Origin of the sequence: Streptomyces sp. MK37H (assembly GCF_018035285.1) — a bacterium.
Classification (GTDB): domain Bacteria; phylum Actinomycetota; class Actinomycetes; order Streptomycetales; family Streptomycetaceae; genus Streptomyces; species Streptomyces endocoffeicus.
The window spans coordinates 1-23,937 of the sequence record NZ_JAAAYH010000100.1 but is presented as its reverse complement, the minus strand read 5'-3'; the positions used below and the strand labels follow the sequence as shown (position 1 = coordinate 23,937).

The window sequence follows — 23,937 nt, the reverse complement described above, 5'->3', positions numbered from 1 at the left end:
GGAGTTCGCGGAGTCTCGCGGTCAGGGTGGGGCTGTCGGCGAGCATGCGGGCGAACTCCGGGCTGGAGAAGCCGACGACGGGGTCGTGACGCTCGACCGCGGCCAGATATGCGCGGCGCAGCGCGGTCAGGGCGGATTCGCCGGTCGGGCGGTCCGCGACCGTCCGGGCCAGGGCGGTGGTGATGGTCTCGTGGTAGTCGAGGGCCAGGTCTTCCTTGCGCGGGAAGTAGTTCGTGACCGTCATCTTGGCCACCTGGGCGGCCGTCGCGATCTCGGCGATCGTCACCGCCTCGAAGCCGCGCTCCATGAAGAGCCTGGTCGCGGTGTCGGAGATCATCTGGCGCGTCTGCCGCTTCTTCAGCTCACGCAGTCCTGCTGTCATGGCACCCATCCTCGCATGGGCGATCCTAAGATTGTTGTTGACCTAAATTTGGGTTCGGGCTATTTTTTTGTCCGTCAGTCACTCAGTCCGTCAGTCACTCAGTCACTCAGTCACCACGAGCCATTCCCAGGAGCGCGTTTGAACCTGCGTCTGATGAGCGTGCACGCCCACCCCGACGACGAGTCCAGCAAGGGCGCGGCCACGCTGGCCAAATACGCCGCCGAGGGGGTGGAGGTGTTGGTGGTCACCTGCACCGGAGGGGAGCGTGGCGATGTGCTCAACCCCGCCATGGACCGCCCCGGCGTGCGGGAGAACCTCGCCGCGATCCGGCGCGACGAGATGGCCGAGGCCCGCCGGATCCTTGGCGTACGGCAGCACTTCCTGGGGTTCGTCGACTCGGGGCTCCCGGGGCCGGGCGAGCCGCTGCCCGAGGGGTGCTTCGCGCTCGCGCCGCTGGAGGAGGCGGCCGGGCGCCTGGCGGGGCTGATGCGGAGCTTCCGGCCGCATGTGGTCGTCACCTACGACGAGACCGGCGGCTATCCGCACCCGGATCACATCAGGACCCATGAGGTGACGGTCGCCGCCTTCGACGCGGCGGGGGAGGCCGGCCGCCATCCCGAGGCGGGCGCGCCCTGGCGCCCCCTGAAGCTCTACTACCAGGGCGGCTTGTCGCGGCCCTGGTTCCAGGCCTTGCACGACGCCATGACCGCGCGGGGCATGGACTCGGGCATGCGGGAGGTGCTGGCCGAACTGCCCGAGGTGGGGCTGGAGATCACCACGCGGGTGCCGTGTGCGGAGTACTTCGTGACCAGGGACCGGGCCCTGCTCGCCCATGCCACACAGATCGACCCGAACGCCGGGTTCATGCTTCATGACCGTGACGTTGAGCGGCAGGTCTGGCCCACTGAGGACTACCACCTGGCCCGGTCCCACGTCGATGTCGCGACTCCCGAGGACGATCTGTTCGCCGGTGTGCGGTGCCCCCAGCGGCCTACGGCGGCGGCAGGTGCCGCAGCTTCTCCGGGTTGCGGATGATGCGGATCTCCGTGATGCGCCCGGCCTCGACCTCCGCACAGGCGACCGTGTCCGGGCGGCCCGCGACCGTGAGCAGCAGTCCCGGCCGGCCGTTGACGTCGACCACGTGGACCTGGGGGTCGTCCATCGGCTGGGCGATGACCGCGGCGAGGAAGCGGGCGACCTTCTCCGCGCCCCGCTGCGGGCGGAGGGCGGCCTTCACCTTGCCGCCGCCGTCGCTCCACGCCGTCACATCGGGGGCGAGCAGCTCCATCATCCGGTTCAGGTCGCCGCCGAGACACGCGGCCAGGAACTCCTCGGTGACCTGCCGCCGCACCTCCGCCGGGGCGTCGTAACGCGGCCTGCGGGCCTGGACATGGGCCCTGGCCCGGCTGCCCACCTGCCGTACGGCCGCCTCGCCGCGGTCCAGCATTCCGGCGATCTCCCGAAAGGAGAAGCCGAAGACCTCCTTGAGCACGAAGACCGCCCGCTCCAGCGGCGAGAGAGTCTCCAGGACGACGAGCATGGCGAGCGATACCGACTCGGCCAGCTCCACCTCCTCGCCGATATCCGGCCGGGTGACCAGCGGCTCGGGCAGCCAGGGCCCGACGTACTGCTCGCGGGTGGCGGCGGCCGAGGTGAGCCGGCTGAGCGCGAGGTTGGTGACCGTACGGGCCAGATAGCCCGCCGGGTTGTGCACCGGCGTGGACGCCTGACTGCAGCGCAGCCAGGCGTCCTGCACCACGTCCTCGGCATCGGCGACGGAGCCGAGCATGCGGTAGGCGATGCCGAACAGCATCCGCCGGTGCTCTTCGAAGGTGGTCGTGTCGATCACGCCCGCGACGCTACCTCGCAGGCGTCCGAGAAGCCCTGGCTGGTCAGGCCGAAGGCGCTGTTGACGCGCGAGCGGTAGTTCTCCAGGCCGACCATGGCGGTGAGTTCGACGAACGCCGCCTCACCGAGCCGCTCGATCAGGGCGGCCGCGAGCTCGTCGGTGACGCGGGGTTCGGTCTCGGTCATCGCCTCGGCGTAGTCCAGGACGAGCAGCTCCAGCTCGGTGAAGACGTCCTGGTGGTCGCGCCACCGCGGCACCTTGGAGATCTTGTCCATCGGGAGCCCGAGGGTGTCGGCCTCCCAGTGGCCGAAGTCCATGCACCACGAGCAGTTGATCCTCGCCGTCGCGGCCATGACCGCCAGGTGCTTGAGGCCCGGATCGAGGCGGTTCCACTTGGCGGCACCGCGCTCGGCCCGGCCGTAGGTCAGCAGCACCCGCGGATTGTGGCCGACGGCCAGACCGGGGTCGAGCACCTTGCCGTAGGTGCGCCGGGAGTACCAGGCGCCGATGCGGTTGAGCAGGGTGCTGGGCGGGGTGAGCGGGATACGGGCCATGGCGGGCTCTCCATCGTGTCGTACCTGGACTCGAGCTGCTGCCGAGCGCAGGCTTTCCGAAGCCTTCCGCAGGTGTGACAGGACAGCCCGCCGGAGTGTGACATCCAGCCACCACCTCGAGGTTTCGCTGTCGTGTCGACGGGCCGACTCCACCGCGCAGGCGAGTCAGGGACGCCGCACGTTCTCGGGCTCACACATGGCCCAGCTCCGTCAGGAACCCGTCCAGCCGCTTCGCGGCTTCCGTCCGCCGGGCCTCGATCTCCCGCATCGACACCGCGTACTTCTCCTCCGCCCTGCTGAGCACCGCCTCCGCGAGGGCCGGGTCGATGGATCCGGTATCGCCCTCACCCGCCTCGGCCTCCGCCCTCGCCTCAGCCAGGGCGGCCTCCGCCTCCTGCGCGGCCTTGAGCTTCGCGTCCAGCCGCGCCTTGTGGCGCTCCGCCGCCGCCGGCTCCTCCAGGAAATCAGAAGCGATGGCGGCGACTACCTTGTGGTCGTACGCCTGCCGCCGCTCCGTGCCCGCTCGCACCAGGCGGGTCGTGGACGAGATCACCGAGGCCGAATGGTTTTCCCGGGCAGGCAGTGCGGGGATACAGTCCGGCCAGGGACCGGACCGGGACCAGGGGAGGGGCCGGTGTGATCGAGATCGTCACGGTGAGCGCGCTCACCGCATTCCTCACGGCGGTGGGGAACGGCGCGGCCGGAGAAGTCGGCAAGCAGGTGCTTCTGTCGACGGGTGCGCTGGTGAGACGGACCCTGGGCCGCGAGACGCCGCTGCCCGCCACCGCGGAGGGGTGGGAGGCGCTGGCGCGCCAGATGCATCCGCGCCTGAGTGAGGATGGCCCACGGTCCGGTGAGTGGGCCATGCTGCTGCGGAGCCTGCCGGACGCGGCAGTGGCGCTGCGCCCCGCGGCGGGGCTGCCGCCCGCCACGCGGGACTTCACCGACCGCGAGTCCGTCCTCAAGCAGCTGAAGCGGGAGGCGACCCGCGCCGCCGACGGGCGGCCACGGGTCGCGCTGCTGCACGGTCCGCCCGGCATCGGCACCAGCGCGGTGGCCCTGCACTGGGGTGCCGCCCAGATCGCGCGGTACCCCGACGGGCAGTTCTATGTCGACCTTCGCGATGCCGCCGGAGACCACGGACCGGAACCGGCCGCCGTCCTGCTGCGCCTGCTGCGGCAGATGGGCATCGAGCCCGAGCGGATTCCACCGACCGAGACGGGACGTGAACAGCTTTATCGGCGGCTGACGGCGGGCCGCAGGGCGCTGGTGGTGATCGACCACGCGTCCTCGGTCGCCCAGGTCCGCAACCTCGTTCCGGCCACGCCGGAGGTGTTCTTACTGGTGGTGGCGTCGGGCCCGCCGTTCGCGCTGGAGGCGGAGCGCATCGCCGTCCCTCCGCTGAGCGAGCGGGACGGCTTGAGGATGCTGAGGAAGGTGGCCGGGCCCGAGAGGGTCGCGCGAGCCAAGCCGCGGATGCCCGTCCTGCTGGATACCTGCGCCGGCAACGCCTTCGCCCTTAAGGCGGCGGCGATGCGTCTGCTGACCGAGGAACCGCCCTGCCCGGATCCGCCCGACGAGCCCGCGAGGCACCATCCGGTGCACGCCATGACGCAGGACGCGTGTCGCCGTCTCGGGCCCGAGACGGCGCGGCTGTGCCGGCTGACCGCGCTGGGCGGCTGGCCCGCGATCGACGCCCGGCTGGCCTCGGACGCCGCCGCCGTCGCCGAGGAGGAAGCCGCCCGGATGCTCGCCGAAGCGGCGGACGCGCAGCTGGTGGAGCCGGCGGGGGACGGACGTTACCGCTTCCGGCCCGAGGTGCGCCGCCATCTGGCGGACGCCGCCGGGCCGGAGCACGGGATCCCGGAGTGCTTCGCGGCGGTGTCACGGGTGCTCGACGGGCTGCTGAACCGGGCGCTGCACGCCGCCCACGCCGCCCTGCCCCAGAGCTGGCGGACCGAGCCCGCACCCGCGCGGGGCACTCCGTACGGTGACGAGGCCGAGGGCATGGCGGCCCTGCTGGCCGAGGCCGGGAACCTGGTGCGGGCGGTTTCCGTGGCGGATGAGTACCAGCACATCGACACGGCGCTGCGAGTGGCCCGCGCGCTGTGGCCACTTCAGCTGAAGGCCGGACACTGGGACGAGGTGCTGCCCGCCCTGCGGATCGCGGCCCGGTGCGCCGACGAGCATCAGCCGGGTTCCCGCACGGCGGGCGCCCTGCACTTCCAACTGGGCCACTGTCTGGGCGAGATGGGACGGTCGGAAGAGGCCGAGCACGCGGTGCGCGCCGCCGTCGCCTGCGAGCGCGCCGCGGGCCACTTACGGGGCGAGGCGTCGGCCGTGGAGCTCCTGGGCCTGCTGTGCTTGAACCGATGGCGGTACGAAGCGGCGTACGAGCGGTTCGTCGAGGCGGAGGGCGTCTACCGGCGGATCACCCCCGGCCAGGAGGGCGCGCGGGACCTTCCGCGTGCCCTCGCCTTGATCGGGCGTCACCAGGGACGTGCCCTGCGCGGCCTGGGACAGCTGGCGGAGTCCCGCCTTCGCCTGGAGGCCGCGCGGGACTTCTTCGCGGAGCGGGGAGAGGCGTACAACCAGGCCCGTACCCTCACGGACCTCGCCGAGACGCTGCACGACGCCGGTGAGAACTCCGAAGCCCTGATGAAGATCGGGGAGGCTGAGCGGCTGCTCAGGCCGGAGAGGGCGACTCCGCACCTGGGCTACCTCTCCCGTCTTCGGCTGCGCTGCGAGGCGGCCGAGCAGGAGGAGTAGCGGGGGTCACCGTCACCGGGTGCACGCGGCCGGCCGCGTGCACCCGGAGCGTCGTCCCGCCCGGCGCCACCGCACCGCCGCCCGCCAGCCACGCGTACAGCGCGGAGGCGTAGGCCGCCGGATCGGCATCCGCTCCCGGGCCTGCCGACAGCTGGAACACACCGTGCTCCCGGGCGCGCACGGCGCAGCTGTGCGGACCGGTCACATACCCGGCGAGCGAGCAGTGCGGATACCGGTGCAGCACCTCGGCGGCCCACTCCTCCGGGCCGCCCAGGCGGGGGTCGTCCGGCTGCCCCTCACGGAAGATCACATCAGCCAGCGCCAGGCTGCCGGGGTCCCGGGTGTCCTCATGTACGGCGAGGTGGCTCTCGCCGACCGCGTCGTATGGGTGCCCCGCGGAGCGCTCGACCCTGACGTCCGCTCCCCGGACGTGCGCACGGACATCCAGGGGAGCTGTACGCGGTGGAGGGTCGTACGGCGGCAGCGGCAGCGACTCCAGCAGGGCGGGAGCCGCGGGCTCGGGCAGATCCATCAGCGTGTAGAAGAGCCTCCGCAGCAGCGCCGCCGACTTGCCCGGGGCCGAGCTGACGAACTCCGCCGCACCGGCCACTGGGTGATGCCGCGCCAGCACGTCCTCGAGTTGACCCCGCAGCGGGCCGTACGGGTCGAGCCGAGGGGCTTCCCGGACGAACGTCGCGAGCGGGGCTTCCGGGTCCAGCCGGTCCTGAGCGGCGGCCGCGAGCAGCATGGGGATGCCCAACGCCGCGGCGTAGTAGGACACCGCTCCGAAATCCCCCAGCACGACATCCGCCGCCAGCAGGGCCTGTCGCCACGCGTGCACGGGATCGATCAGGGTCAGTCCGCTGCGTCGGGCCCGGTCCAGCCAGACGCGTATCTGCCCTGGCCCGTGCCCGTACCAGATGTTCGGATGCAGTACGGCGGCCAGCCGGTAGTCGTCAGCCGGCAGCTCGGAGGCGAGCCGAGGGAGCAGGCTCGGCAGGAGGTCCTGGTCGCCGCCGTTTCCGAAGAAACCCTCGGGGTTCCAGGTGGAGTTCAGTACGACGAGCCGCTGACCTCGGCGTACGCCCAGGGCACGGCGGAACCGCTCCCGGTGGCGACGCCCGGCCAGCATGCGGTCGAAGCAGGGGTCGCCGGCGAGTACGGAGTCCTTCTCGGCTTCCGGGCACACCCGCCGCAGCCGCTCCAGCTGCTCCGGGTGGGAGAGGACGAGGCCGTCCACGAACGGCGCTCCGTCTGCCAGCAGCCACTCCGGCGACAGGCCGAATGTCGGCTCGTGTCTCGTGTCTCGTGTCTCGTGTCTCGTGACTCGTGTCTCGTGACTCGTGACTCGTGACTCGTGACTCGCCCAGTTTCTTAGTGTATCCGACGCCATGCGACAAGACAGCCAATTTGCCTTGTATCAACTGGAGTTGACCGCCGAAGCTCGCGGAGATCGCCAGCGCCACCGGTGTCGCCAAGGCCTGCTCCCAGGGCAGCACGGGCAGACCCAACTCCGCGAACAACTCGCCGATTCCTGCCTGAAACGCGGATGACTCGGTCGAGGTGACCAGGAGTTGTACCCGGAAGTCGTCGTGGAACAGCGGCAGCACATCCAGCAGGCGGCCCGCGGAAGTGACATTGTGTACCACAAGCAGTACGCGTCGGCTCGTCGCCCGGCTGGCCCAGCGTTCCGAGTCTTCCCCGACCGGCACCCGTATCGCCGGGGCATCAGCCGATCCCACTCGCCGTTCCCTTCGTCAGCACTCGATGACGTTCACCGCGAGCCCGCCCCGCGCCGTCTCCTTGTACTTGACCTTCATATCGGCGCCCGTCTGCTTCATCGTCTTGATGACCTTGTCGAGCGAGACATGGTGGCGGCCGTCGCCGCGCAGGGCCATCCTCGCGGCGGTGACCGCCTTGACCGAGGCCATGCCATTGCGCTCGATGCAGGGGATCTGGACCAGGCCGCCGACGGGGTCGCAGGTGAGGCCGAGGTTGTGCTCCATGCCGATCTCGGCGGCGTTCTCCACCTGCTCCGGGGAGCCGCCGAGGACCTCGGCGAGGCCGCCGGCGGCCATCGAGCAGGCGGAGCCGACCTCGCCCTGGCAGCCGACCTCGGCGCCGGAGATCGAGGCGTTCTCCTTGAAGAGCATGCCGATGGCGCCCGCGGCGAGGAGGAAGCGGATGACGCCCTCCTCGTCGGCGCCCGGTACGAAGCGGGTGTAGTAGTGCAGGACGGCGGGGATGATGCCCGCCGCGCCGTTGGTGGGGGCGGTGACCACCCGGCCGCCCGCCGCGTTCTCCTCGTTGACGGCCATGGCGTAGAGGGTGATCCACTCCATGGCACGGGCGCCCGGGTCGCCCTCGGAGCGCAGGGCGCGGGCGGCGGTGGCGGCGCGGCGGCGGACCTTGAGGCCGCCGGGCAGGATGCCCTCCTGGGACATGCCACGGGCCACGCATGCCTCCATGACCTGCCAGATCTCCAGCAGCCCGGCCCGGATCTCCTGCTCCGTGCGCCACGCCTTCTCGTTCTCCAGCATCAGGGCCGAGATCGACAGGCCCGTCTCCTGGGAGAGCCGCAGCAGCTCGTCGCCGGTGCGGAAGGGGTGGGTGAGGACGGTGTCGTCGAGCTTGATGCGGTCCTCGCCGACCGCGTCCTCGTCCACCACGAAGCCGCCGCCGACCGAGTAGTACGTCTTCTCCAGCAGCGGATGGCCCTCGGCGTCGTACGCGCACAGCGTCATGCCGTTGGCGTGGTACGGCAGGGAGCGGCGGCGGTGCAGGATCAGCTGGGAAGAGTCGTCGAAGTCGATCTCGTGGCCGGGGCCGATCTCGGCGCCGAGCAGCCGCAGCCGCTTGGTGGTGCGGATGCGCTCCACCTCGCCGTCGGCCACCTCGACATCGACGGTGCGCGGGGAGTGGCCCTCCAGGCCCAGCAGCACGGCCTTCGGAGTGCCGTGGCCATGACCGGTGGCGCCCAGGGAGCCGAAGAGCTCGGCCCGGACGGACGCGGTGTGGGCCAGCAGACCCTCGTTCTTCAGCCGGCGGACGAACATCCGCGCGGCTCGCATCGGGCCGACGGTGTGCGAACTGGACGGGCCGATGCCGATCGAGAAGAGGTCGAATACGGAAATGGCCACCGGGGGACTCCTTCGTCTGCACGCCGGGGGAAGCGTGTGCCCGCCGGGAAAGCGTGCGGGCCGTGCATGGGTGGTGCGGGTTGGTGCGGGTGGTGCGTGGAGTGGTGCGGCGGGGGCGCGCCAGGGCGGACGCGCCCCCGGGTCCGGGTTACTCCGAGTCAGTCCGGCTTACTTGGACAGGTGCGCGTACAGCGGGTGCTTGTCGGCCAGGGCGGTGACCCGGGCCTTCAGCGCCTCCGCGTCGTACGACGGCTTGAGCGTCTCCGCGATCACGTCGGCGACCTCGCGGAAGTCCTCCGCGGTGAAGCCGCGCGTGGCCAGCGCCGGGGTGCCGATCCGCAGACCCGAGGTGACCATCGGGGGCCGCGGGTCGTTCGGGATCGCGTTGCGGTTGACCGTGATGCCGACCTCGTGGAGCCGGTCCTCGGCCTGCCGCCCGTCCAGCTCGGAGTCGCGCAGATCGACCAGGACCAGATGGACATCGGTGCCGCCGGAGAGGACGGCGACGCCCGCCTCCCGCACATCGTCCTGGGTCAGGCGCTCGGCGAGGATCCTGGCGCCCTCCAGCGTGCGCTCCTGGCGCTCCTTGAACGCCGGGCTCGCCGCCACCTTGAAGGACACCGCCTTCGCCGCGATGACATGTTCCAGCGGGCCGCCCTGCTGGCCAGGGAAGACCGCCGAGTTGATCTTCTTGGCCAGGTCGGCGGTGGAGAGGATCACGCCACCGCGCGGACCGCCCAGGGTCTTGTGGGTGGTGGTGGTCACCACATGGGCGTGCGGTACGGGCGAGGGGTGCAGCCCGGCCGCCACCAGACCCGCGAAGTGGGCCATGTCGACCATCAGGTACGCGCCGACCTCGTCCGCGATCCGGCGGAAGGCGGCGAAGTCCAGCTGGCGCGGGTACGCCGACCAGCCCGCGATCACCAGCTTGGGGCGGTGCTCCTTGGCCAGCCGCTCGACCTCGTCCATGTCGACCAGACCGGTCTCGGCGTCCACGTGGTAGGGCACCACGTTGTAGAGCTTGCCGGAGAAGTTGATCTTCATGCCGTGGGTCAGATGGCCGCCGTGCGCCAGGTTCAGCCCCAGGATGGTGTCGCCGGGGGAGAGCAGGGCGAACATCGCGGCCGCGTTGGCCTGGGCGCCCGAGTGCGGCTGCACATTGGCGGCCTCGGCGCCGAAGAGCTCCTTCACCCGGTCGATGGCGATCTGCTCGACCACATCGACGTGCTCACAGCCGCCGTAGTAGCGGCGGCCGGGGTAGCCCTCGGCGTACTTGTTGGTCAGGACCGAGCCCTGGGCCTCCATGACCGCCGACGGAGCGAAGTTCTCCGAGGCGATCATCTCCAGGGTGGATTGCTGGCGGTGGAGTTCGGCGTCGACAGCAGCGGCGACGTCCGGGTCGAGCTCGTGCAGGGAGCTGTTGAGAAGCGACATCGAGGGTCCCGATCGAATAAGGAGGGTCAGTTTTCGGCGAAAGCGGTGTACTCGTCGGCGGAGAGCAGGTCCTCCGGCTCGCTCGTCACCCTCACCTTGAACAGCCAGCCGCCCTCGAAGGGGGCGGAATTCACCAGCGCCGGATCGTTCACCACGTCCTCGTTGATCTCGGTGACCTCACCGGAGACCGGCGTGTACAGGTCGCTGACCGACTTGGTGGACTCCAGCTCACCGCAGGTGTCACCGGCGGAGACCGTGGAGCCGACGTCCGGGAGCTGGACATAGACGACATCGCCGAGCGCGTTGGCCGCGAATTCGGTGATGCCGATCGTCGACACGCCGTCCTCGCCGGCGGCCGACAGCCACTCGTGCTCCTTGCTGTACCGCAGCTGCTGGGGGTTGCTCATGGTCCGATTCTCCTGGATACGGGGGAGTGCTTGGGAAACGGGTCTTAGCTGGTGGGATGCGGCGCCGAGGGGATACGACGCCGAGGGGCCGCGATGGGCCGGGATGGGACGCGATGAGCCGGGCTCGCCGCGGCCGCCGCTCAGCGATGGGCCGGGGCACCGCTCGCGCTTGGAGAGGCTCAGCGCTCGCGCTTGTAGAAGGGGAGCGCCACGACCTCGTACGGCTCCCGGGCACCGCGGATGTCCACGAAAACCCCCTCGGTGCCGGGCTTCGCGTACTCCGGGTCCACGTACGCCATCGCGATCGGCTTGCCCAGCGTCGGGGAGGGCGCGCCCGAGGTGACCTGGCCGATCGGTGAGCCGTCGGCGGCCACCACGGCGTATCCGGCGCGCGGCACCCGGCGGCCTGAAGCGATCAGGCCGACCAGGGTGCGGGGGGTGACGGTGTCCGCCTGGTGGGACGCGGCCTCCAGGGCCTCGCGGCCGACGAAGCCGCCCGGCTTGTCGAACTTCACCACCCGGCCGAGCCCCGCGTCGAAGGGGGTGGTGTCGGTGGTCAGCTCATGCCCGTACAGGGGCATGCCCGCCTCGAGACGCAGGGTGTCCCGGCAGGAAAGACCGCAGGGCACCAGACCCACCGGGGTCCCGGCCTCGGTCAGCGCCTCCCAGACCCGCTCGGCGTCGTCCGGCGCCAGGAACAGCTCGAAGCCGTCCTCGCCCGTGTAGCCGGTGCGGGCGATCATGGCGGGGACGCCGGCGACGGTGCCCGGCAGCCCGGCGTAGTACTTCAGCCCGTCCAGGTCGGCGTCGGTCAGGCGCTTCAGGACCCCCGCGGACTCGGGCCCCTGGACGGCGAGCAGCGCGTAGGCGTCGCGGTCGTCCCTCGCGGTCGCCTCGAAACCGCCGGCCCGCTCGGTCAGCGCGTCCAGCACCACCTGGGCGTTGGCGGCGTTGGCCACGACCAGGAACTCCTCGTCGCCGAGGCGGTAGACGATCAGGTCGTCCAGGATGCCGCCCTCGTCGTCGCAGATCATGGTGTAGCGGGCGCGGCCCACGGCGAGCGCGGACAGCCGGCCGACCAGCGCGTGGTCCAGGGCGTCCCCGGCCTGCGGACCGATGAGAGAGATCTCACCCATGTGGGAGAGGTCGAAGAGCCCGGCGCGGGTGCGCACCGCGGTGTGCTCCTCGCGCTCGCTGCCGTAGCGCAGCGGCATGTCCCAGCCGGCGAAGTCGGTCATGGTGGCGCCGAGCGCGCGGTGCCGCGCGTCCAGCGCGGTACGGCGTGGGGTGGGCGGGGCGTCGGTCACGATTCAGGCTCCAGAGGTCGGGGTCGCGCGACGGCGAGGACGGACGACAAGGACGCGTGCGTCCTCCCCATCTGTCATCGGAACCTGAGAGGTTCGCCGTGACGCCCGTAAGGGGCCCGGCTTGCACCTTGGGTGGAGCCGCGCCCGCGCGGCCCGCTTTTCAGATCTGCCTCGTCCGTGCGGTATCGGGGCCTGAGAGATTCAAGGGAGGACTTGCTCCTTCGGCGCCCTGGACACCCGGCACGGATGCCGATGACCAAGGACTCTCCCGCGCGGATTCAAGCGGCCGGTATGGAGTTGCGCGGACATCATCGCATGTATGGCCGAGAAGGGAAGCCCCGCTCCGACCGGGCTCCGGCCGCCCGGTCCGGGGCAGCCTTGCCCGACATTACCTTTTCTTGACACTCTGCGGGTACGAGCAGCGTTGACCGACCTGGGAGGACGATCACGGTGCATGGGCAGGAAACGTACGCGACAACACAGAGGCTCCTGCCGGCCCGGCGTGGCCGCACCCCCTCCGGGTCGACGGCCCGCCCCGGTCGAAGAAGCGCGGTGCACGATCTGCGCGCCGGGGCGGGGGACGGCGGTGCGGACCCGCGTGAGCTGCGCTTTCCGGCAGGGGATGTGCTGGTCGCCTCCGGGCTGCCGGGCAGCGGCAAGAGCACGCTGATCAACCGGACGGTGCCGCTCCTGGACGAGACGGGCGCGGTCGTGATCAGGGTGGACTCGCAGAACACCCGGGATGCGTGGGAGCGCCGGCTGCCCGGCTGGCTGCCGTACGCGCTCTACCGCCCGCTGGTCCGGTACGCCCACTACGCCGGGCTGCGCCGGGCGCTGCGCTCGGGCGTGAGCGTCGTGGTGCACGACTGCGGCGCGCTGCCGTGGGTGCGCCGCTGGCTGGCCCGGGACGTGCGGCGCCGGGGCCGCAGTCTCCACATGGTGCTGCTGGACGTGGGCGCCACGGAGGCCCTGGAGGGCCAGGCCGCCCGTGGCCGCGGGGTCTCCGCCTACGCCTTCGGGCGGCATCTGCGCGCGATGCGGCGGCTGATCACCGGGATGGAGGAGGGGCGGCCGCCGCGGGGGTGCGCGTCGGCGGTGCTGCTGGACCGGCGAGGCGCGAGCGCGCTGCGCTGCATCTCCTTCGAGTGATCAGGCCGCTCCCTCGCGAGTCGCCGGAAGTCGGCCACCGGCATCACACGGCGTGACGAGGGCGAGCCCGGGCGAGGTGGGGAAGTGCTGTGGAGATCGCCGCCGCCCCCTCCGGCCCCGGGCCGCCCAGCGGTTAGGGTGCTTCGGGCAGGTCGGACGAGATGGCGGTTGGACGAAGATGAGCTTCCCGGAGCAGTACGGAGTGGCCCCGGCGCACGGAGGATTCCCGGACGGCCGGTATGCCGCGCATCCGGCGTTTCCCGGCAATGAGCTCGAAGAGGTGATGGCCGCCTCGGTCGACGTCCCCGGGGCCGGAGCGCGCATCGTCGAGACGCTCTCCCGCAGCCACCTCTGGATTCCGCTGCCCAACGGCGGGGGCCCGGGCAGCCCGAGCCTCGATCTGCCCACGATGGAGATCGACGGCGGCGCGTATGTCCCGGTGTTCAGCTCGGAGCAGCAGTTCCTGCAGCTCGTCGGCTCCCATATGTCCTTCACCATCGCCCCGGCCGTGGAGTTCGCCCGCGGGCTGCCGCCCCAGCTCGGCATCGCGGTGAACCCCGGTGGCGCGGTGGTCGTACCGCTGCCTCCGCCCGCCGTCCGGGAGTTGTGCCGCGCCGGGCGTACCGAGCTCGACGGCCCGGCCGCCGGCGGCCGGGTGCGGCTCTTCGAACCGGACTGGCAGGACGAGCCGGTGGACTTCCTGGCCGCCGCCGGGATCGAGTTCGCCAAGGGCACCGGGGTGCGGACCGCCCGGCGCGCCCTGGCCAGCGTCGAGGCCGACGAGCCGGCGCTCTTCGTCGGAGTGCAGCTCGACGAGCCCGACCCCGAGGGGCAGGCGCGCGCGGTGGAGGCGCTGGGCCGCGCCCTCGGTTCGGTGCCGGTGCCGTGGAAGGTCCAGCTGGTGCTGCTGGACGTGGCGCAGGGCGATCCGGTGGCCGACTGGATGCTGGGACGGGTGCGGCCGTTCTACGACCGTGACCTCTGACTCACCCCTGGGTCCGCTGCCGCGGCCCGTAAGCTGGTTTGATGACCAGGAGGGGTGCGAGCACGCTCCCCGGTGAGGCGTGGGCAAGGCGATGAGAAGGGGCGGACCCAGGTGAGCGCGGGCGCGGATTGGGGGGCGGCGGCCGGCCAGGTTGAGCGAGCGTTGCAGCAGGTCGCTCCCGGCCGGTACGACGCCTACGAGGCGCTGCTGCACGCCATCGGCGAGGGCCAGGTCTGGATGCTGCTGTGGCACGGCGCGCCCGGCTCGCCCGACGCACAGTACGGGAACATGGACGTGAGCGGCCTCGGCTACGCCCCGTGTGTGACCTCGGCGCAGGAACTGGCCGCCAGTGGCTGGAACCGCGCGCATGAGGTGGTCGACGGACGCCTCATCGCCGACTCGCTCTACCGCGACCGCTACGGCCTCTGGCTCAACCCCCACGCCCGTGGCGGTGGAGTGGGCATCCCGTGGCCGGATCTGCGCCGGATCGCGGGCGGTCTGGACCGGCTGCCCGCCGGGCCGCTGCGGCTGTCCGAGCCCGCCATCGACATCCCCCAGTTCTACGCCCTGTTGGGGCAGAACGCGCATCGCACCGCCGCGGTGCGCTCGCTGCGGCGCGCCTGGGTGCAGCCCGCGCTGGGCGCCCCGTATCTGGCGATCGGCCTGGATCTGTACGACACCGGCGCGGCGGCGGTGCAGTCGGTGCGGGTGATGATGGAGCAGTCGATCCCCGCCGTGCCGGACGGGCTGCCAGTCTCCACGGTCGCGCTCTCGGACGAGTACGACCCCGTCGCCATGTGGATGCGGGCCAACGCCCGCCCCTTCTTCGACCGTGACGCCTATGGCGCCGCGCCCGCCGCGCCGCCGTCGTACGGCTACGGCTATCCGCCGCCGCGTCCCGCGTACTGAGCCACCGCCCCGAGCCCACGTACTGATCCGCCTGATCCGCGCGTCCGGCGACTCCGCGCGTCCGGTGACTCCATGCGCCCAGTGACTCCACGCGCCCCGTGACTCCACCGCGCCCAGCGGCTCCTCGCACCGATTGACGGGATTGCCCGACCGGCCTTCCGCCCCTATCGGGTCGAGCATCTCATTACGGGCGCGAGGTTACTGCTGCGTTCTCGTGTCGCGACCGTCCGTATAGCGGAGCGGTACTCCTCACATCACGGTTAGGCATCCATTGCCCGGGAGTACTGGCGGGTGATCACAAACGCGTTGAAGACTCCCGCTCCAAGGGGTGCGGTTCCTGCGTGCGACCCCTTCCAGAAAGGTTCCGTACCAGAACGCGACTTTCACCCAGGTTGTGAACGAAGCCGCTACAGCGGCGAGTCGTGGGCCGGTCACCACCGGTCGAGAGGGGTCTCCACCACGATGACGGCACCATTGCACGGCACGAGCACGGACAGCGATCCGGTCGCGACTGCCGATGTAGCGGCGGATGTGGTCAAAGCGTCCGTCGAAGGCAGATCGCTGCGGCAGATCGCCTGGTCACGCCTGAAGCGGGACAAGCTCGCACTGACGGGTGGCATCGTTGTCGTCTTCCTCGTACTGGTGGCGATCTTCGCTCCGCTCATCGTGAGTCTGCTCGGGCATCCGCCCAATGAGTTCCACCAGGAGCAGATCGACCCGCTCTTCGGCACCCCGAAGGGGTCCATGGGCGGTATCAGCTCGGACTTCCTCTTCGGTGTGGAGCCTTCCAACGGCCGCGACGTGTTCAGCCGGGTCATCTACGGCGCCCGGATCTCGCTGCTGGTGGCCTTCCTCGCGGCGGTGGTCGCGGTGGTCCTCGGCACCATTTTCGGCATCATCGCCGGGTACTTCGGCGGCTGGGTGGACTCGCTGATCAGCCGGGTGATGGACATGCTGCTGGCCTTCCCGCAGCTGCTCTTCATCATCTCCCTGGTCTCGGTGCTCCCCAACGACCTGCTGGGACTGACCGGCAGCGGGGTGCGCATCGCCATCCTGGTCTCGGTCATCGGCTTCTTCGGCTGGCCGTACGTCGGCCGCATCGTGCGCGGCCAGACGCTGTCGCTGCGCGAGAAGGAGTACATCGAGGCCGCGCGGAGCCTGGGCGCCGGCCGGCGCTACATCCTCTTCCGTGAGCTGCTGCCCAATCTGGTGGCGCCGATCACCGTCTACACGACGCTGATGATCCCCACCAATATCCTCACCGAGGCCGCGCTCAGCTTCCTCGGCGCGGGCGTGAAGCCGCCCACCGCCTCCTGGGGGCAGATGCTCTCCAAGGCGGTCGGCACCTATGAGGACGACCCGATGTTCATGATCATCCCGGGTCTGGCGATCTTCGTCACGGTGCTGGCCTTCAACCTCTTCGGCGACGGCGTCCGCGACGCACTCGATCCGAAGGGCACCCGATGACGGCGCGGCACCCGGCCGTCCGGTCGTACTCGAACGCATCAGCCCCTGCCGCGACCGGCAGACGGCTCCCCAAAGAATTCCGCGGCGCCATGCCTAGGACCGCTAACCCGGAGGTTGCAGCAACTATGAAACGGCTCTCGAGAAGCAGGCGGATCGCCGGAGCGGCGGCTGTCGTCGGCGCTCTGCTGGCCACCGCCGCCTGCGGTGGTGGCGGTTCCGACGACGAGGGCTCGGGCGCCGGGTTCAACGCCGCGGTGAAGGGTGTCGCAGCCAAGTCCGCCAAGAAGGGCGGCACCCTCAAGTTCATCAACAAGCAGGAGTTCGACTCCCTCGACCCGCAGCGTCAGTACTACGGGTTCGCCTGGGACTTCTCCCGCTTCTACGCGCGCCAACTGATCTCCTACACGCCGAAGCCGGGCAACGCCGCGAACCAGCTGACCCCGGACCTCGCCACCTCCACCGGCAAGATCACTAACGGCGGCAAGACCTACACCTACACCCTGCGCGACGGGATCACCTGGGAGGACGGCTCCCCGATCACGTCCAAGGACGTCAAGTACGGCATCGAGCGCATCTGGGCCAAGGACGTCGTCTCCGGCGGTCCCGGCTATCTGCGCCAGGTCCTGGACCCCAAGGGCGAGTACAAGGGCCCGTACAAGGACAAGTCCAAGGACAAGCTGGGCCTGAAGGCGATCCAGACGCCGGACGACAAGACCATCGTCTTCAACCTCGCCAAGCCCAACGGTGACTTCGAGCAGATGCTCGCGATGCCGACCGGCTCCCCGGTGAAGGCGGACAAGGACACCGGCGCCAAGTACACCAACCGGCCGTTCTCCTCCGGTCCGTACAAGGTCCAGTCGTACACCCCGGGCAAGAGCCTGTCGCTGGTCCGCAACACCAACTGGAAGAAGGCGTCCGACCCGATCCGCCCGGCCCTGCCGGACAAGGTCTCGGTCACCTTCAACTCCAACCTCGAGGCGATCGACCGGCTGCTGATCAAGGGCGACTACGACGTCTTCCTCAGCGCCACCGGTATGACCCCCTCGGGCCGCAACGACGCCCTCAAGCACAACAAGGGCAACGTCGACAACATCACCACCAGCTTCGTCCGGTACGTCGACTTCACCACCAAGGTCAAGCCGTTCGACAACATCCACTGCCGCAAGGCGGTCATCTACGGCACCGACTACAAGTCGCTCCAGACCACCCGCGGTGGCCCGCAGGCCGGTGGTGAAATCGCCACCAACATGCTCCCCAAGAGCGTGAAGGGCTCGGACAACTACGACCCGTACGGTGTCCTGAAGCGCGGTGGCAAGGCGGACGTGGCCAAGGCCAAGGACGAGCTCAAGCAGTGCGGCAAGCCGGGTGGCTTCTCCACCAGCATCGTGGCCCGCAACGACCAGCCCGCCGAGGTCGACGCCGCCGAGGCGCTCCAGGCGTCGCTGAAGAAGGTCGGCATCAGCCTCAACGTGGAGCCGATCCAGGGCAGCACCTCCGCCAGCATCACCGGCTCGCCGTCGGTGATGAAGAAGCGCGGCTACGGCCTGTCGATGACCGGCTGGGGCCCGGACTTCCCCACCGGCCAGGGCTTCTCCCAGCCGCTGATCGACGGCCGCTTCATCGAGCAGACCGGTAACTACAACGTCTCCGAGACCAACAACGCGGAGATCAACAAGTACTTCGACGACGCGCTCAAGGAGACCGACCCCAACAAGGCCGGCGAGATCTACCAGAAGATGAACCACAAGGTCAGCGACCTGGCCGTGCAGATGCCGTTCATCTACGAGAAGAACATCACCTGGCGCAGCTCGCGGCTGACGAACGCCTTCTCGTCTGCGGCCTACAACGGCCGCTACGACTACTCCCAGCTGGGCGTCGTCAAGTGACGGCAGGTCACCCGATCCGCCGCACACGTTAACCATCGCCGCACCCGATAGGCCCGAAGGGCAGGTGATGGCCGCGGGCGGTGGCCCGTGATACCCCTCGACCGGGGTATCACGGGCCACCCCCGGGCCGCGCACAGTGCTTGCTTATCTCATCCGGCGCTTGTTCGCCGTCGTCGTGATGCTGTTGGTCGTCACCCTTACGACCTTCGCCATCTTCTTCGTGATCCCGAAGTGGGCCGGTGCCGATCCCGCGCTGCTGTTCGTCGGCAAGCAGGCCGACCCCGCGGCCATCGAGGGCATCCGGCAGAAGCTCAGCCTCGGTGATCCGGTCCTGGTGCAGTTCTGGCACTTCGTCCAGGGCCTCTTCGCCGGCCGGGACTACGCCAACGGCACGGACGTCACCCACTGTCCGGCGCCCTGCTTCGGCTACTCCTTCCGTACCGAGCAGGCCGTGTGGCCGCAGCTCACCGACGCCATGCCGGTGACCCTCTCGCTCGCCGCGGGCGCCTGTCTGCTGTGGCTGGTGGGCGGCATCACCACCGGTGTCGTCTCCGCGCTGCGCCGGGGCACCCTGTGGGACCGCTCCGCGATGACGGTCGCGCTGGCCGGTGTCTCGCTGCCGATCTACTTCACCGGTCTGCTCTCGCTGGCGATCTTCAGCTACTCGCTGAAGTGGGTCAACGTGGACTACAAGGGGTTCGGTGACGATCCGGCGATGTGGTTCGAGAGCCTGATCCTCCCGTGGATCACGCTCGCCTTCCTCTACGCGGCGATGTACGCCCGGCTCACCCGGGCCACCATGCTGGAGATCATGGGCGAGGACTACATCCGCACCGCCCGCGCCAAGGGCCTGCGGGAGCGGGTGGTCATCGGCCGGCACGCGATGCGCTCGACCTGGACCCCGGTCCTCACCCTGCTCGGCCTCGACCTGGGCGCGCTGCTGGGCGGCGCGGTCCTCACCGAGACCACCTACAACCTGCCCGGCCTCGGGCGGCTCGCGGTGAACGCGATCACCGAGAAGGACCTGCCGGTCATTCTCGGCGTCACCCTGATCGCGGCCGTTTTCATCGTGGTCGCCAACCTCGTCGTGGACCTCCTGTACGCCGTCATCGACCCGCGAGTGAGGCTCGGATGACCGACCTGACCAAGCCCTCCGGACAGCCCGGGAACGGCGATCTGCCGGCCACCGGCACCGCCGCCGTGGGCGAGGTGGCCGCGGCGGGCTCGCCCGCCCCCAACGCCTTCCTCGAGGTGCGCGATCTGCACGTCCACTTCCCGACCGACGACGGTCTGGTGAAGTCCGTGGACGGGCTCAGCTTCCGGCTGGAGAAGGGCAAGACGCTCGGCATCGTCGGCGAGTCCGGCTCCGGCAAGTCCGTCACCTCGCTCGGCATCATGGGGCTGCACACCGCGGGCCAGTACGGCCGCCGCAAGGCGCGGATCTCCGGTGAGATCTGGCTCAACGGCCAGGAGCTGCTGGGCGCCGACCCCGACGAGGTGCGCAAGCTGCGCGGCCGCGAGATGTCGATGATCTTCCAGGATCCGCTGTCCGCGCTGCACCCGTACTACACCATCGGCCGCCAGATCATCGAGGCGTACCGGGTGCACCACGAGGTCACCAAGGAGGTGGCCCGCAAGCGCGCGATCGAGCTGCTGGACCGCGTCGGCATCCCGCAGCCCGACAAGCGCGTGGACAGCTATCCGCACGAGTTCTCCGGCGGGATGCGCCAGCGCGCCATGATCGCGATGGCGCTGGTCAACAACCCCGAGCTGCTGATCGCCGACGAGCCGACCACCGCCCTGGACGTCACCGTCCAGGCGCAGATCCTCGACCTCATCCGGGATCTGCAGAAGGAGTTCGGCTCCGCGGTCATCATCATCACCCACGACCTGGGCGTGGTCGCCGAACTCGCCGACGATCTGCTGGTGATGTACGGCGGCCGCTGTGTCGAGCGCGGCCCGGCCGAGAAGGTCTTCTACGAGCCCCAGCACCCGTACACCTGGGGGCTGCTGGGCTCGATGCCCCGTATCGACCGCGACCAGACCGAGCGGCTCATCCCGGTCAAGGGCTCCCCGCCCAGCCTCATCAACGTGCCGTCCGGCTGCGCTTTCCACCCGCGCTGCCCGTACGCCGATGTGCCGAAGGACAACATCACCCGCACCGAGCGGCCGGAGCTCACCGAGGCCGGGGGCGGCGGGCACTTCTCCGCGTGCCATATGACGCAGGAGGAGCGCACCCGGATCTGGACCGAAGAGATTGCGCCGAAGCTGTGACCGACACGAAGGATCCGAAGATGACGGTCCCGGAGAAGGCGACGACGTCGCCCGAGCCCCTGCTCAAGGTCTCGGGTCTGGTCAAGCACTTTCCCCTCAAGAAGGGGCTGCTCCAGCGGCAGTCCGGTGCGGTCCAGGCGGTCGACGGGCTCGACTTCGACGTCCGGCCGGGGGAGACCCTGGGCGTGGTGGGCGAGTCGGGCTGCGGCAAGTCCACCATGGGGCGGCTGGTCACCCGGCTGCTCGAACCCACCTCGGGCAAGATCGAGTTCGAGGGCAAGGACATCACGCATCTCAACACGGCCCAGATGCGGCCGATGCGGCGTGATGTCCAGATGATCTTCCAGGACCCGTACTCCTCGCTGAACCCCCGGCACACCGTCGGCGCGATCGTCAGCGCGCCCTTCCGGCTCCAGGGCGTCACCCCCGAGGGCGGGATCAAGGCGGAGGTCCAGCGGCTGCTGGCGCTGGTCGGGCTCAACCCCGAGCACTACAACCGCTATCCGCACGAGTTCTCCGGCGGGCAGCGGCAGCGCATCGGCATCGCCCGGGCGCTGGCCCTCAAGCCCAAGCTGGTCGTGGCCGACGAGCCGGTCTCGGCGCTGGATGTGTCGATCCAGGCGCAGGTGGTCAACCTGCTGGACGACCTCCAGGACGAGCTGGGCCTGACGTATGTGATCATCGCGCACGACCTGTCGGTCATCCGCCATGTCTCGGACCGGATCGCGGTGATGTACCTGGGGAAGATCGTCGAGCTGGCGGACCGCAAGGACCTCTACGAGCGCCCCATGCACCCGTACACCAAGGCGCTGCTGTCCGCGGTGCCGGTGCCGGACCCCAGGCGGCGCGCCAAGCGGGAGCGGATCCTGCTCAAGGGCGATGTGCCCTCGCCGATCGCCCCGCCGTCCGGCTGCCGCTTCCACACCCGGTGCTGGAAGGCGACCGAGGTGTGCAAGCGGCAGGAGCCGCCGCTGGTGTCGCTGGCCACCGGCCACCAGGTGGCCTGCCACCACCCGGAAAACGCACCTGACCAGGCGCCGGAGGAGAAGCCCGGTGCCGAGGCGGCACAGCAGGTGACGAAGCAGACCGACAGCTGAGACGGGACGGGGTCCGGACGGGACCGTGGGCCTTCGCGGATAACGCCTTCGCGGATAACAATGGCGGGTGCCCACCGAACTGTTCACCCCGTCCGTCCAGCACGCCCTGGAAGTCGCCGGGATCTTCGTCTTCGCGATATCCGGCGCGCTGCTCGCCGTGCGGAAGAACTTCGATGTCTTCGGCATGGCGGTGCTCGCCGAGGTCACCGCGCTGGGCGGCGGTGTCTTCCGCGACCTGGTGATCGGCGCGGTGCCGCCCATCGCCTTCACCGACCTCGGCTACTTCCTCACCCCGCTCGTCGCCACCGCCCTCGTCTTCTTCCTGCACCCCGAGGTCGAGCGGATCACGGCGGCGGTGGGGGTCTTCGACGCGGCCGGGCTGGGGCTGTTCTGCGTCGAGGGCACGATGAAGGCGCATGACTTCGGGCTGGGCCTCACCTCGTCCGTCACCCTCGGCATGGCCACGGCGGTCGGCGGCGGTGTGCTGCGCGACCTCCTCGCCCATGAGGTGCCCTCGCTGCTGCGCTGGGACCGGGACCTGTACGCGGTCCCGGCCATCGTCGGCTCCTCGATAGCGGCGCTGCTGCTCCATTTCGACGCCCTTACGGCGGCCACGAGTGCGCTCGCGGCCGCCGTGGCGTTTGCGGTGCGGCTGGCGGCGATGCGGTTCGGCTGGCGGGCGCCGAGGGCGTGGAACCGGCGCAGTACGGCGACGGAGGAGCCCTGAGGCGGGCGGGCACTGGGCTGCCAGCCCGCTACATTCCCTTGCGGTTATATAGCCAGGGCGTTATGTTGAGGTCATGGCCATACCGTTCGATGTGCTCGCGGAGCCGAGTCGACGGCAGATCCTGGACCTCCTGCTGGAGCGGCCCCGCCTGGTCGGTGAGCTGACCGAGCACCTGGGGCTCACCCAGCCGGGCACCTCCAAGCACCTGCGGGTGCTGCGCGAGGCCGGTCTGGTCCGGGTCCGCCGGGACGCCCAGCGCCGCTGGTACGAGCTCTGCCCGGAGCCGCTCGCCGAGGTGGACGCCTGGCTGGCGCCGTACCGTCGGCTGTGGACCGACCGTCTCGACGCGCTCGAACGACACCTGGACACGATGCCGGAGCTCCCCGGCGAGACCGGCGGACCCGAGCCACTCGACGCACGCGACGCACCCCCCGACGCACCCGACGGAGAAGCGCCATGAAAGACACCCTCGCCCAGTCCGACGGCGGCCGCTCGGCCCTGCGCCTCGAGCGCCGGCTCGCCCATCCCCCGGAGAAGGTCTGGCGGGCGCTGACCGAGCCCGCCCAGCTCGCCCACTGGTTCCCTTCCGAGGTCCAGGTCGAGCTCGAGGTCGGGGGCAGGATGGGCTTCGTCTTCCCCGGGCGCGAGGGCCCGGACATGGACGGCGTCGTCACCGAGCTCGACCCGCCCCATGTCTTCGCCTTCACCTGGGGCGAGGACGAGCTCCGCTGGGAGCTGCGCCCCGAGGGCGACGGCTCTGTGCTGACCCTCACCCACACCTTCGGCGACCGCTTCGGCGCGGCCAGCTTCGCCTCCGGCTGGCACGCCTGCATTACGGGTCTCGCGGCCCTCCTCGGCGGCGAGGAGGTCGCCCGCGGCGACATGGCCGAGCTGCACGAGCAGTACGTCGAGGCGTTCGGGCTCGCCGAGGGCACGGTGGAGACCACCGAGGACGGCGGCTGGCGGCTGCGCTTCGAGCGCCAGCTGGTCCGCCCCGCCGAGACGGCCTGGCGGGCGCTGACCGGCCCGGCCACCGACACCACCGCCGAACCGACGGCCGGGGCGCCGGTCCCCTCGGGCTTCCGCACGGACGCGGTCCCGGCAGGCCCGATCACCGAGGCGCGCCCGCCCCGGGTGCTCACTTACGACTGGCAGCGCGGCGGCCACCCCGCCGGAACGGTCCGCTGGGAGCTGACCCAGGGCACCGGCCACGGCGCCCGCCTCATCCTCACCCAAACGGGGCCGTCAGGGGCCGATACGGAACGCACCGAAGCCCAAGAATCCTGGCGCCACCACATCGGCCGCTTCGCGGCCGAACTTCTCCGGATGAGCGCCTGAACCTCGCGAGCCAGCCCAATCCGGCCGTCCGGCGTTCACGGACCGGCGTTCCGGCCCGTCCGGCGCTTGTGGACCCGGCAATCCGGTCCGTCCGGCGCTTGCGGACCTGGGTTCCGGCCCGTCTGGCCTTTGTGGAGCGCCCCTCCGGCCCGTCCGGCGCTTGAGGGCCCGCGATCCGGCCTGTCGGGCGCGTGCGGGCCCGCGATCCGGCCTGTCGGGCGCGTGCGGGCCCGCGATCCGGCCTGTCGGGCGCGTGCGGGCCC

Annotated in this window: 22 protein-coding genes and 1 riboswitch; of the genes, 13 read left to right on the top strand and 9 right to left on the bottom strand. The window is 70.5% G+C overall.

Annotated elements, in window-relative coordinates:
* Positions 1-382 (bottom strand): TetR/AcrR family transcriptional regulator (locus GWI24_RS16705; RefSeq protein ID WP_247616469.1); only part of this gene is annotated, 382 nt, incomplete at its 3' end.
* Between the two features lie 153 nt (positions 383-535).
* Between GWI24_RS16705 and mca the strand changes: the two genes are divergently transcribed.
* Complete coding sequence (mca, locus tag GWI24_RS16700) at positions 536-1,417, top strand: mycothiol conjugate amidase Mca (RefSeq protein WP_210946749.1); 882 nt, start codon at positions 536-538, stop codon at positions 1,415-1,417.
* Here the strand turns inward: mca and GWI24_RS16695 are convergent.
* The 3 genes from GWI24_RS16695 to GWI24_RS16685 all read right to left on the bottom strand — a co-directional run bounded on the left by GWI24_RS16695 (position 1,374) and on the right by GWI24_RS16685 (position 3,338).
* Complete coding sequence (locus GWI24_RS16695) at positions 1,374-2,195, bottom strand: RNA polymerase sigma-70 factor (protein WP_247616475.1); 822 nt, start codon at positions 2,193-2,195, stop codon at positions 1,374-1,376. The two genes, mca and GWI24_RS16695, sit on opposite strands and share 44 nt — an antisense overlap.
* A gap of 32 nt (positions 2,196-2,227) precedes the next feature.
* Entirely contained in the window at positions 2,228-2,785 is a 558-nt protein-coding gene (locus GWI24_RS16690) for a carboxymuconolactone decarboxylase family protein (RefSeq protein ID WP_210946744.1), read from the bottom strand.
* Positions 2,786-2,975: 190 nt separating this feature from the next.
* Positions 2,976-3,338, bottom strand: a complete 363-nt coding sequence (locus GWI24_RS16685) for a hypothetical protein (protein WP_210946743.1) — start codon at positions 3,336-3,338, stop codon at positions 2,976-2,978.
* Between the two features lie 83 nt (positions 3,339-3,421).
* On the opposite strand from GWI24_RS16685, the gene GWI24_RS16680 reads away from it, so the two are divergent.
* A complete protein-coding gene (locus GWI24_RS16680) occupies positions 3,422-5,554 on the top strand; it encodes an ATP-binding protein (RefSeq protein ID WP_210946742.1) in 2,133 nt (710 codons plus the stop codon).
* On the opposite strand, the gene GWI24_RS16675 is transcribed toward GWI24_RS16680, so the two are convergent.
* The 5 genes from GWI24_RS16675 to gcvT all read right to left on the bottom strand — a co-directional run bounded on the left by GWI24_RS16675 (position 5,472) and on the right by gcvT (position 11,842).
* Positions 5,472-6,833, bottom strand: coding sequence for a hypothetical protein (locus GWI24_RS16675; protein WP_247616474.1), 1,362 nt, complete (start codon positions 6,831-6,833; stop codon positions 5,472-5,474). The genes GWI24_RS16680 and GWI24_RS16675 overlap by 83 nt on opposite strands.
* A 478-nt stretch (positions 6,834-7,311) precedes the next feature.
* Complete coding sequence (locus GWI24_RS16670) at positions 7,312-8,694, bottom strand: L-serine ammonia-lyase (RefSeq protein WP_210946741.1); 1,383 nt, start codon at positions 8,692-8,694, stop codon at positions 7,312-7,314.
* Positions 8,695-8,862: 168 nt separating this feature from the next.
* Positions 8,863-10,128, bottom strand: coding sequence for a serine hydroxymethyltransferase (gene glyA, locus GWI24_RS16665; RefSeq protein WP_210946740.1), 1,266 nt, complete (start codon positions 10,126-10,128; stop codon positions 8,863-8,865).
* Between the two features lie 26 nt (positions 10,129-10,154).
* Positions 10,155-10,535, bottom strand: coding sequence for a glycine cleavage system protein GcvH (gcvH, locus tag GWI24_RS16660; protein ID WP_020868267.1), 381 nt, complete (start codon positions 10,533-10,535; stop codon positions 10,155-10,157).
* Positions 10,536-10,714: 179 nt separating this feature from the next.
* Entirely contained in the window at positions 10,715-11,842 is a 1,128-nt protein-coding gene (gcvT, locus tag GWI24_RS16655; RefSeq protein WP_210946739.1) for a glycine cleavage system aminomethyltransferase GcvT, read from the bottom strand.
* A 170-nt stretch (positions 11,843-12,012) separates the two neighbouring features.
* Positions 12,013-12,123: riboswitch (glycine riboswitch) on the bottom strand.
* A gap of 169 nt (positions 12,124-12,292) precedes the next feature.
* Between gcvT and GWI24_RS16650 the strand changes: the two genes are divergently transcribed.
* From GWI24_RS16650 to GWI24_RS16600, 11 genes are all read left to right on the top strand, one after another.
* Positions 12,293-12,991 carry an AAA family ATPase gene (locus GWI24_RS16650; protein WP_210946738.1) on the top strand — a complete coding sequence of 233 codons (699 nt, stop codon included), beginning with the start codon at positions 12,293-12,295 and terminating at the stop codon, positions 12,989-12,991.
* 178 nt (positions 12,992-13,169) lie between these two features.
* Positions 13,170-13,976: an enhanced serine sensitivity protein SseB gene (locus GWI24_RS16645; RefSeq protein WP_374103308.1), complete on the top strand. Its 807-nt coding sequence runs from the start codon at positions 13,170-13,172 to the stop codon at positions 13,974-13,976.
* 111 nt (positions 13,977-14,087) lie between these two features.
* Positions 14,088-14,885: an enhanced serine sensitivity protein SseB C-terminal domain-containing protein gene (locus GWI24_RS16640; protein WP_210946737.1), complete on the top strand. Its 798-nt coding sequence runs from the start codon at positions 14,088-14,090 to the stop codon at positions 14,883-14,885.
* Positions 14,886-15,347: 462 nt separating this feature from the next.
* Positions 15,348-16,352 (top strand): ABC transporter permease, encoded by a 1,005-nt coding sequence (locus tag GWI24_RS16635; RefSeq protein ID WP_210946736.1) that lies wholly within the window; start codon positions 15,348-15,350, stop codon positions 16,350-16,352.
* A gap of 125 nt (positions 16,353-16,477) precedes the next feature.
* Entirely contained in the window at positions 16,478-18,238 is a 1,761-nt protein-coding gene (locus GWI24_RS16630) for an ABC transporter substrate-binding protein (RefSeq protein WP_210946735.1), read from the top strand.
* Between the two features lie 160 nt (positions 18,239-18,398).
* A complete protein-coding gene (locus tag GWI24_RS16625; protein WP_230991884.1) occupies positions 18,399-19,373 on the top strand; it encodes an ABC transporter permease in 975 nt (324 codons plus the stop codon).
* Positions 19,370-20,512 carry an ABC transporter ATP-binding protein gene (locus GWI24_RS16620; protein ID WP_247616467.1) on the top strand — a complete coding sequence of 381 codons (1,143 nt, stop codon included), beginning with the start codon at positions 19,370-19,372 and terminating at the stop codon, positions 20,510-20,512. The genes GWI24_RS16625 and GWI24_RS16620 overlap by 4 nt, the downstream gene beginning before the upstream one ends.
* A gap of 20 nt (positions 20,513-20,532) precedes the next feature.
* Positions 20,533-21,609: an ABC transporter ATP-binding protein gene (locus GWI24_RS16615; RefSeq protein WP_210946734.1), complete on the top strand. Its 1,077-nt coding sequence runs from the start codon at positions 20,533-20,535 to the stop codon at positions 21,607-21,609.
* A 67-nt stretch (positions 21,610-21,676) separates the two neighbouring features.
* Positions 21,677-22,336 carry a trimeric intracellular cation channel family protein gene (locus GWI24_RS16610; protein ID WP_210946733.1) on the top strand — a complete coding sequence of 220 codons (660 nt, stop codon included), beginning with the start codon at positions 21,677-21,679 and terminating at the stop codon, positions 22,334-22,336.
* A gap of 73 nt (positions 22,337-22,409) precedes the next feature.
* Positions 22,410-22,796: a helix-turn-helix transcriptional regulator gene (locus GWI24_RS16605; protein ID WP_247616466.1), complete on the top strand. Its 387-nt coding sequence runs from the start codon at positions 22,410-22,412 to the stop codon at positions 22,794-22,796.
* The gene (locus GWI24_RS16600; protein ID WP_210946732.1) at positions 22,793-23,674 is read left to right on the top strand and encodes an SRPBCC family protein; all 882 of its coding nucleotides are present in this window, start codon (positions 22,793-22,795) and stop codon (positions 23,672-23,674) included. The genes GWI24_RS16605 and GWI24_RS16600 overlap by 4 nt, the downstream gene beginning before the upstream one ends.
* Positions 23,675-23,937: the final 263 nt, after the last annotated feature.

Excerpts from the sequence above, each read along its gene's own strand:
- GWI24_RS16630 (WP_210946735.1), top strand. The coding sequence starts at position 16,478 with ATGAAACGGCTCTCGAGAAGCAGGCGGATCGCCGGAGCGGCGGCTGTC.
- GWI24_RS16620 (WP_247616467.1), top strand. The coding sequence starts at position 19,370 with ATGACCGACCTGACCAAGCCCTCCGGACAGCCCGGGAACGGCGATCTG.
- glyA (WP_210946740.1), bottom strand. The coding sequence starts at position 10,128 with ATGTCGCTTCTCAACAGCTCCCTGCACGAGCTCGACCCGGACGTCGCC.
- GWI24_RS16695 (WP_247616475.1), bottom strand. The coding sequence starts at position 2,195 with ATGCTGTTCGGCATCGCCTACCGCATGCTCGGCTCCGTCGCCGATGCC.
- GWI24_RS16615 (WP_210946734.1), top strand. The coding sequence starts at position 20,533 with ATGACGGTCCCGGAGAAGGCGACGACGTCGCCCGAGCCCCTGCTCAAG.
- GWI24_RS16690 (WP_210946744.1), bottom strand. The coding sequence starts at position 2,785 with ATGGCCCGTATCCCGCTCACCCCGCCCAGCACCCTGCTCAACCGCATC.
- GWI24_RS16600 (WP_210946732.1), top strand. The coding sequence starts at position 22,793 with ATGAAAGACACCCTCGCCCAGTCCGACGGCGGCCGCTCGGCCCTGCGC.
- mca (WP_210946749.1), top strand. The coding sequence starts at position 536 with ATGAGCGTGCACGCCCACCCCGACGACGAGTCCAGCAAGGGCGCGGCC.
- GWI24_RS16605 (WP_247616466.1), top strand. The coding sequence starts at position 22,410 with ATGGCCATACCGTTCGATGTGCTCGCGGAGCCGAGTCGACGGCAGATC.
- GWI24_RS16635 (WP_210946736.1), top strand. The coding sequence starts at position 15,348 with ATGACGGCACCATTGCACGGCACGAGCACGGACAGCGATCCGGTCGCG.
- gcvH (WP_020868267.1), bottom strand. The coding sequence starts at position 10,535 with ATGAGCAACCCCCAGCAGCTGCGGTACAGCAAGGAGCACGAGTGGCTG.
- GWI24_RS16645 (WP_374103308.1), top strand. The coding sequence starts at position 13,170 with ATGAGCTTCCCGGAGCAGTACGGAGTGGCCCCGGCGCACGGAGGATTC.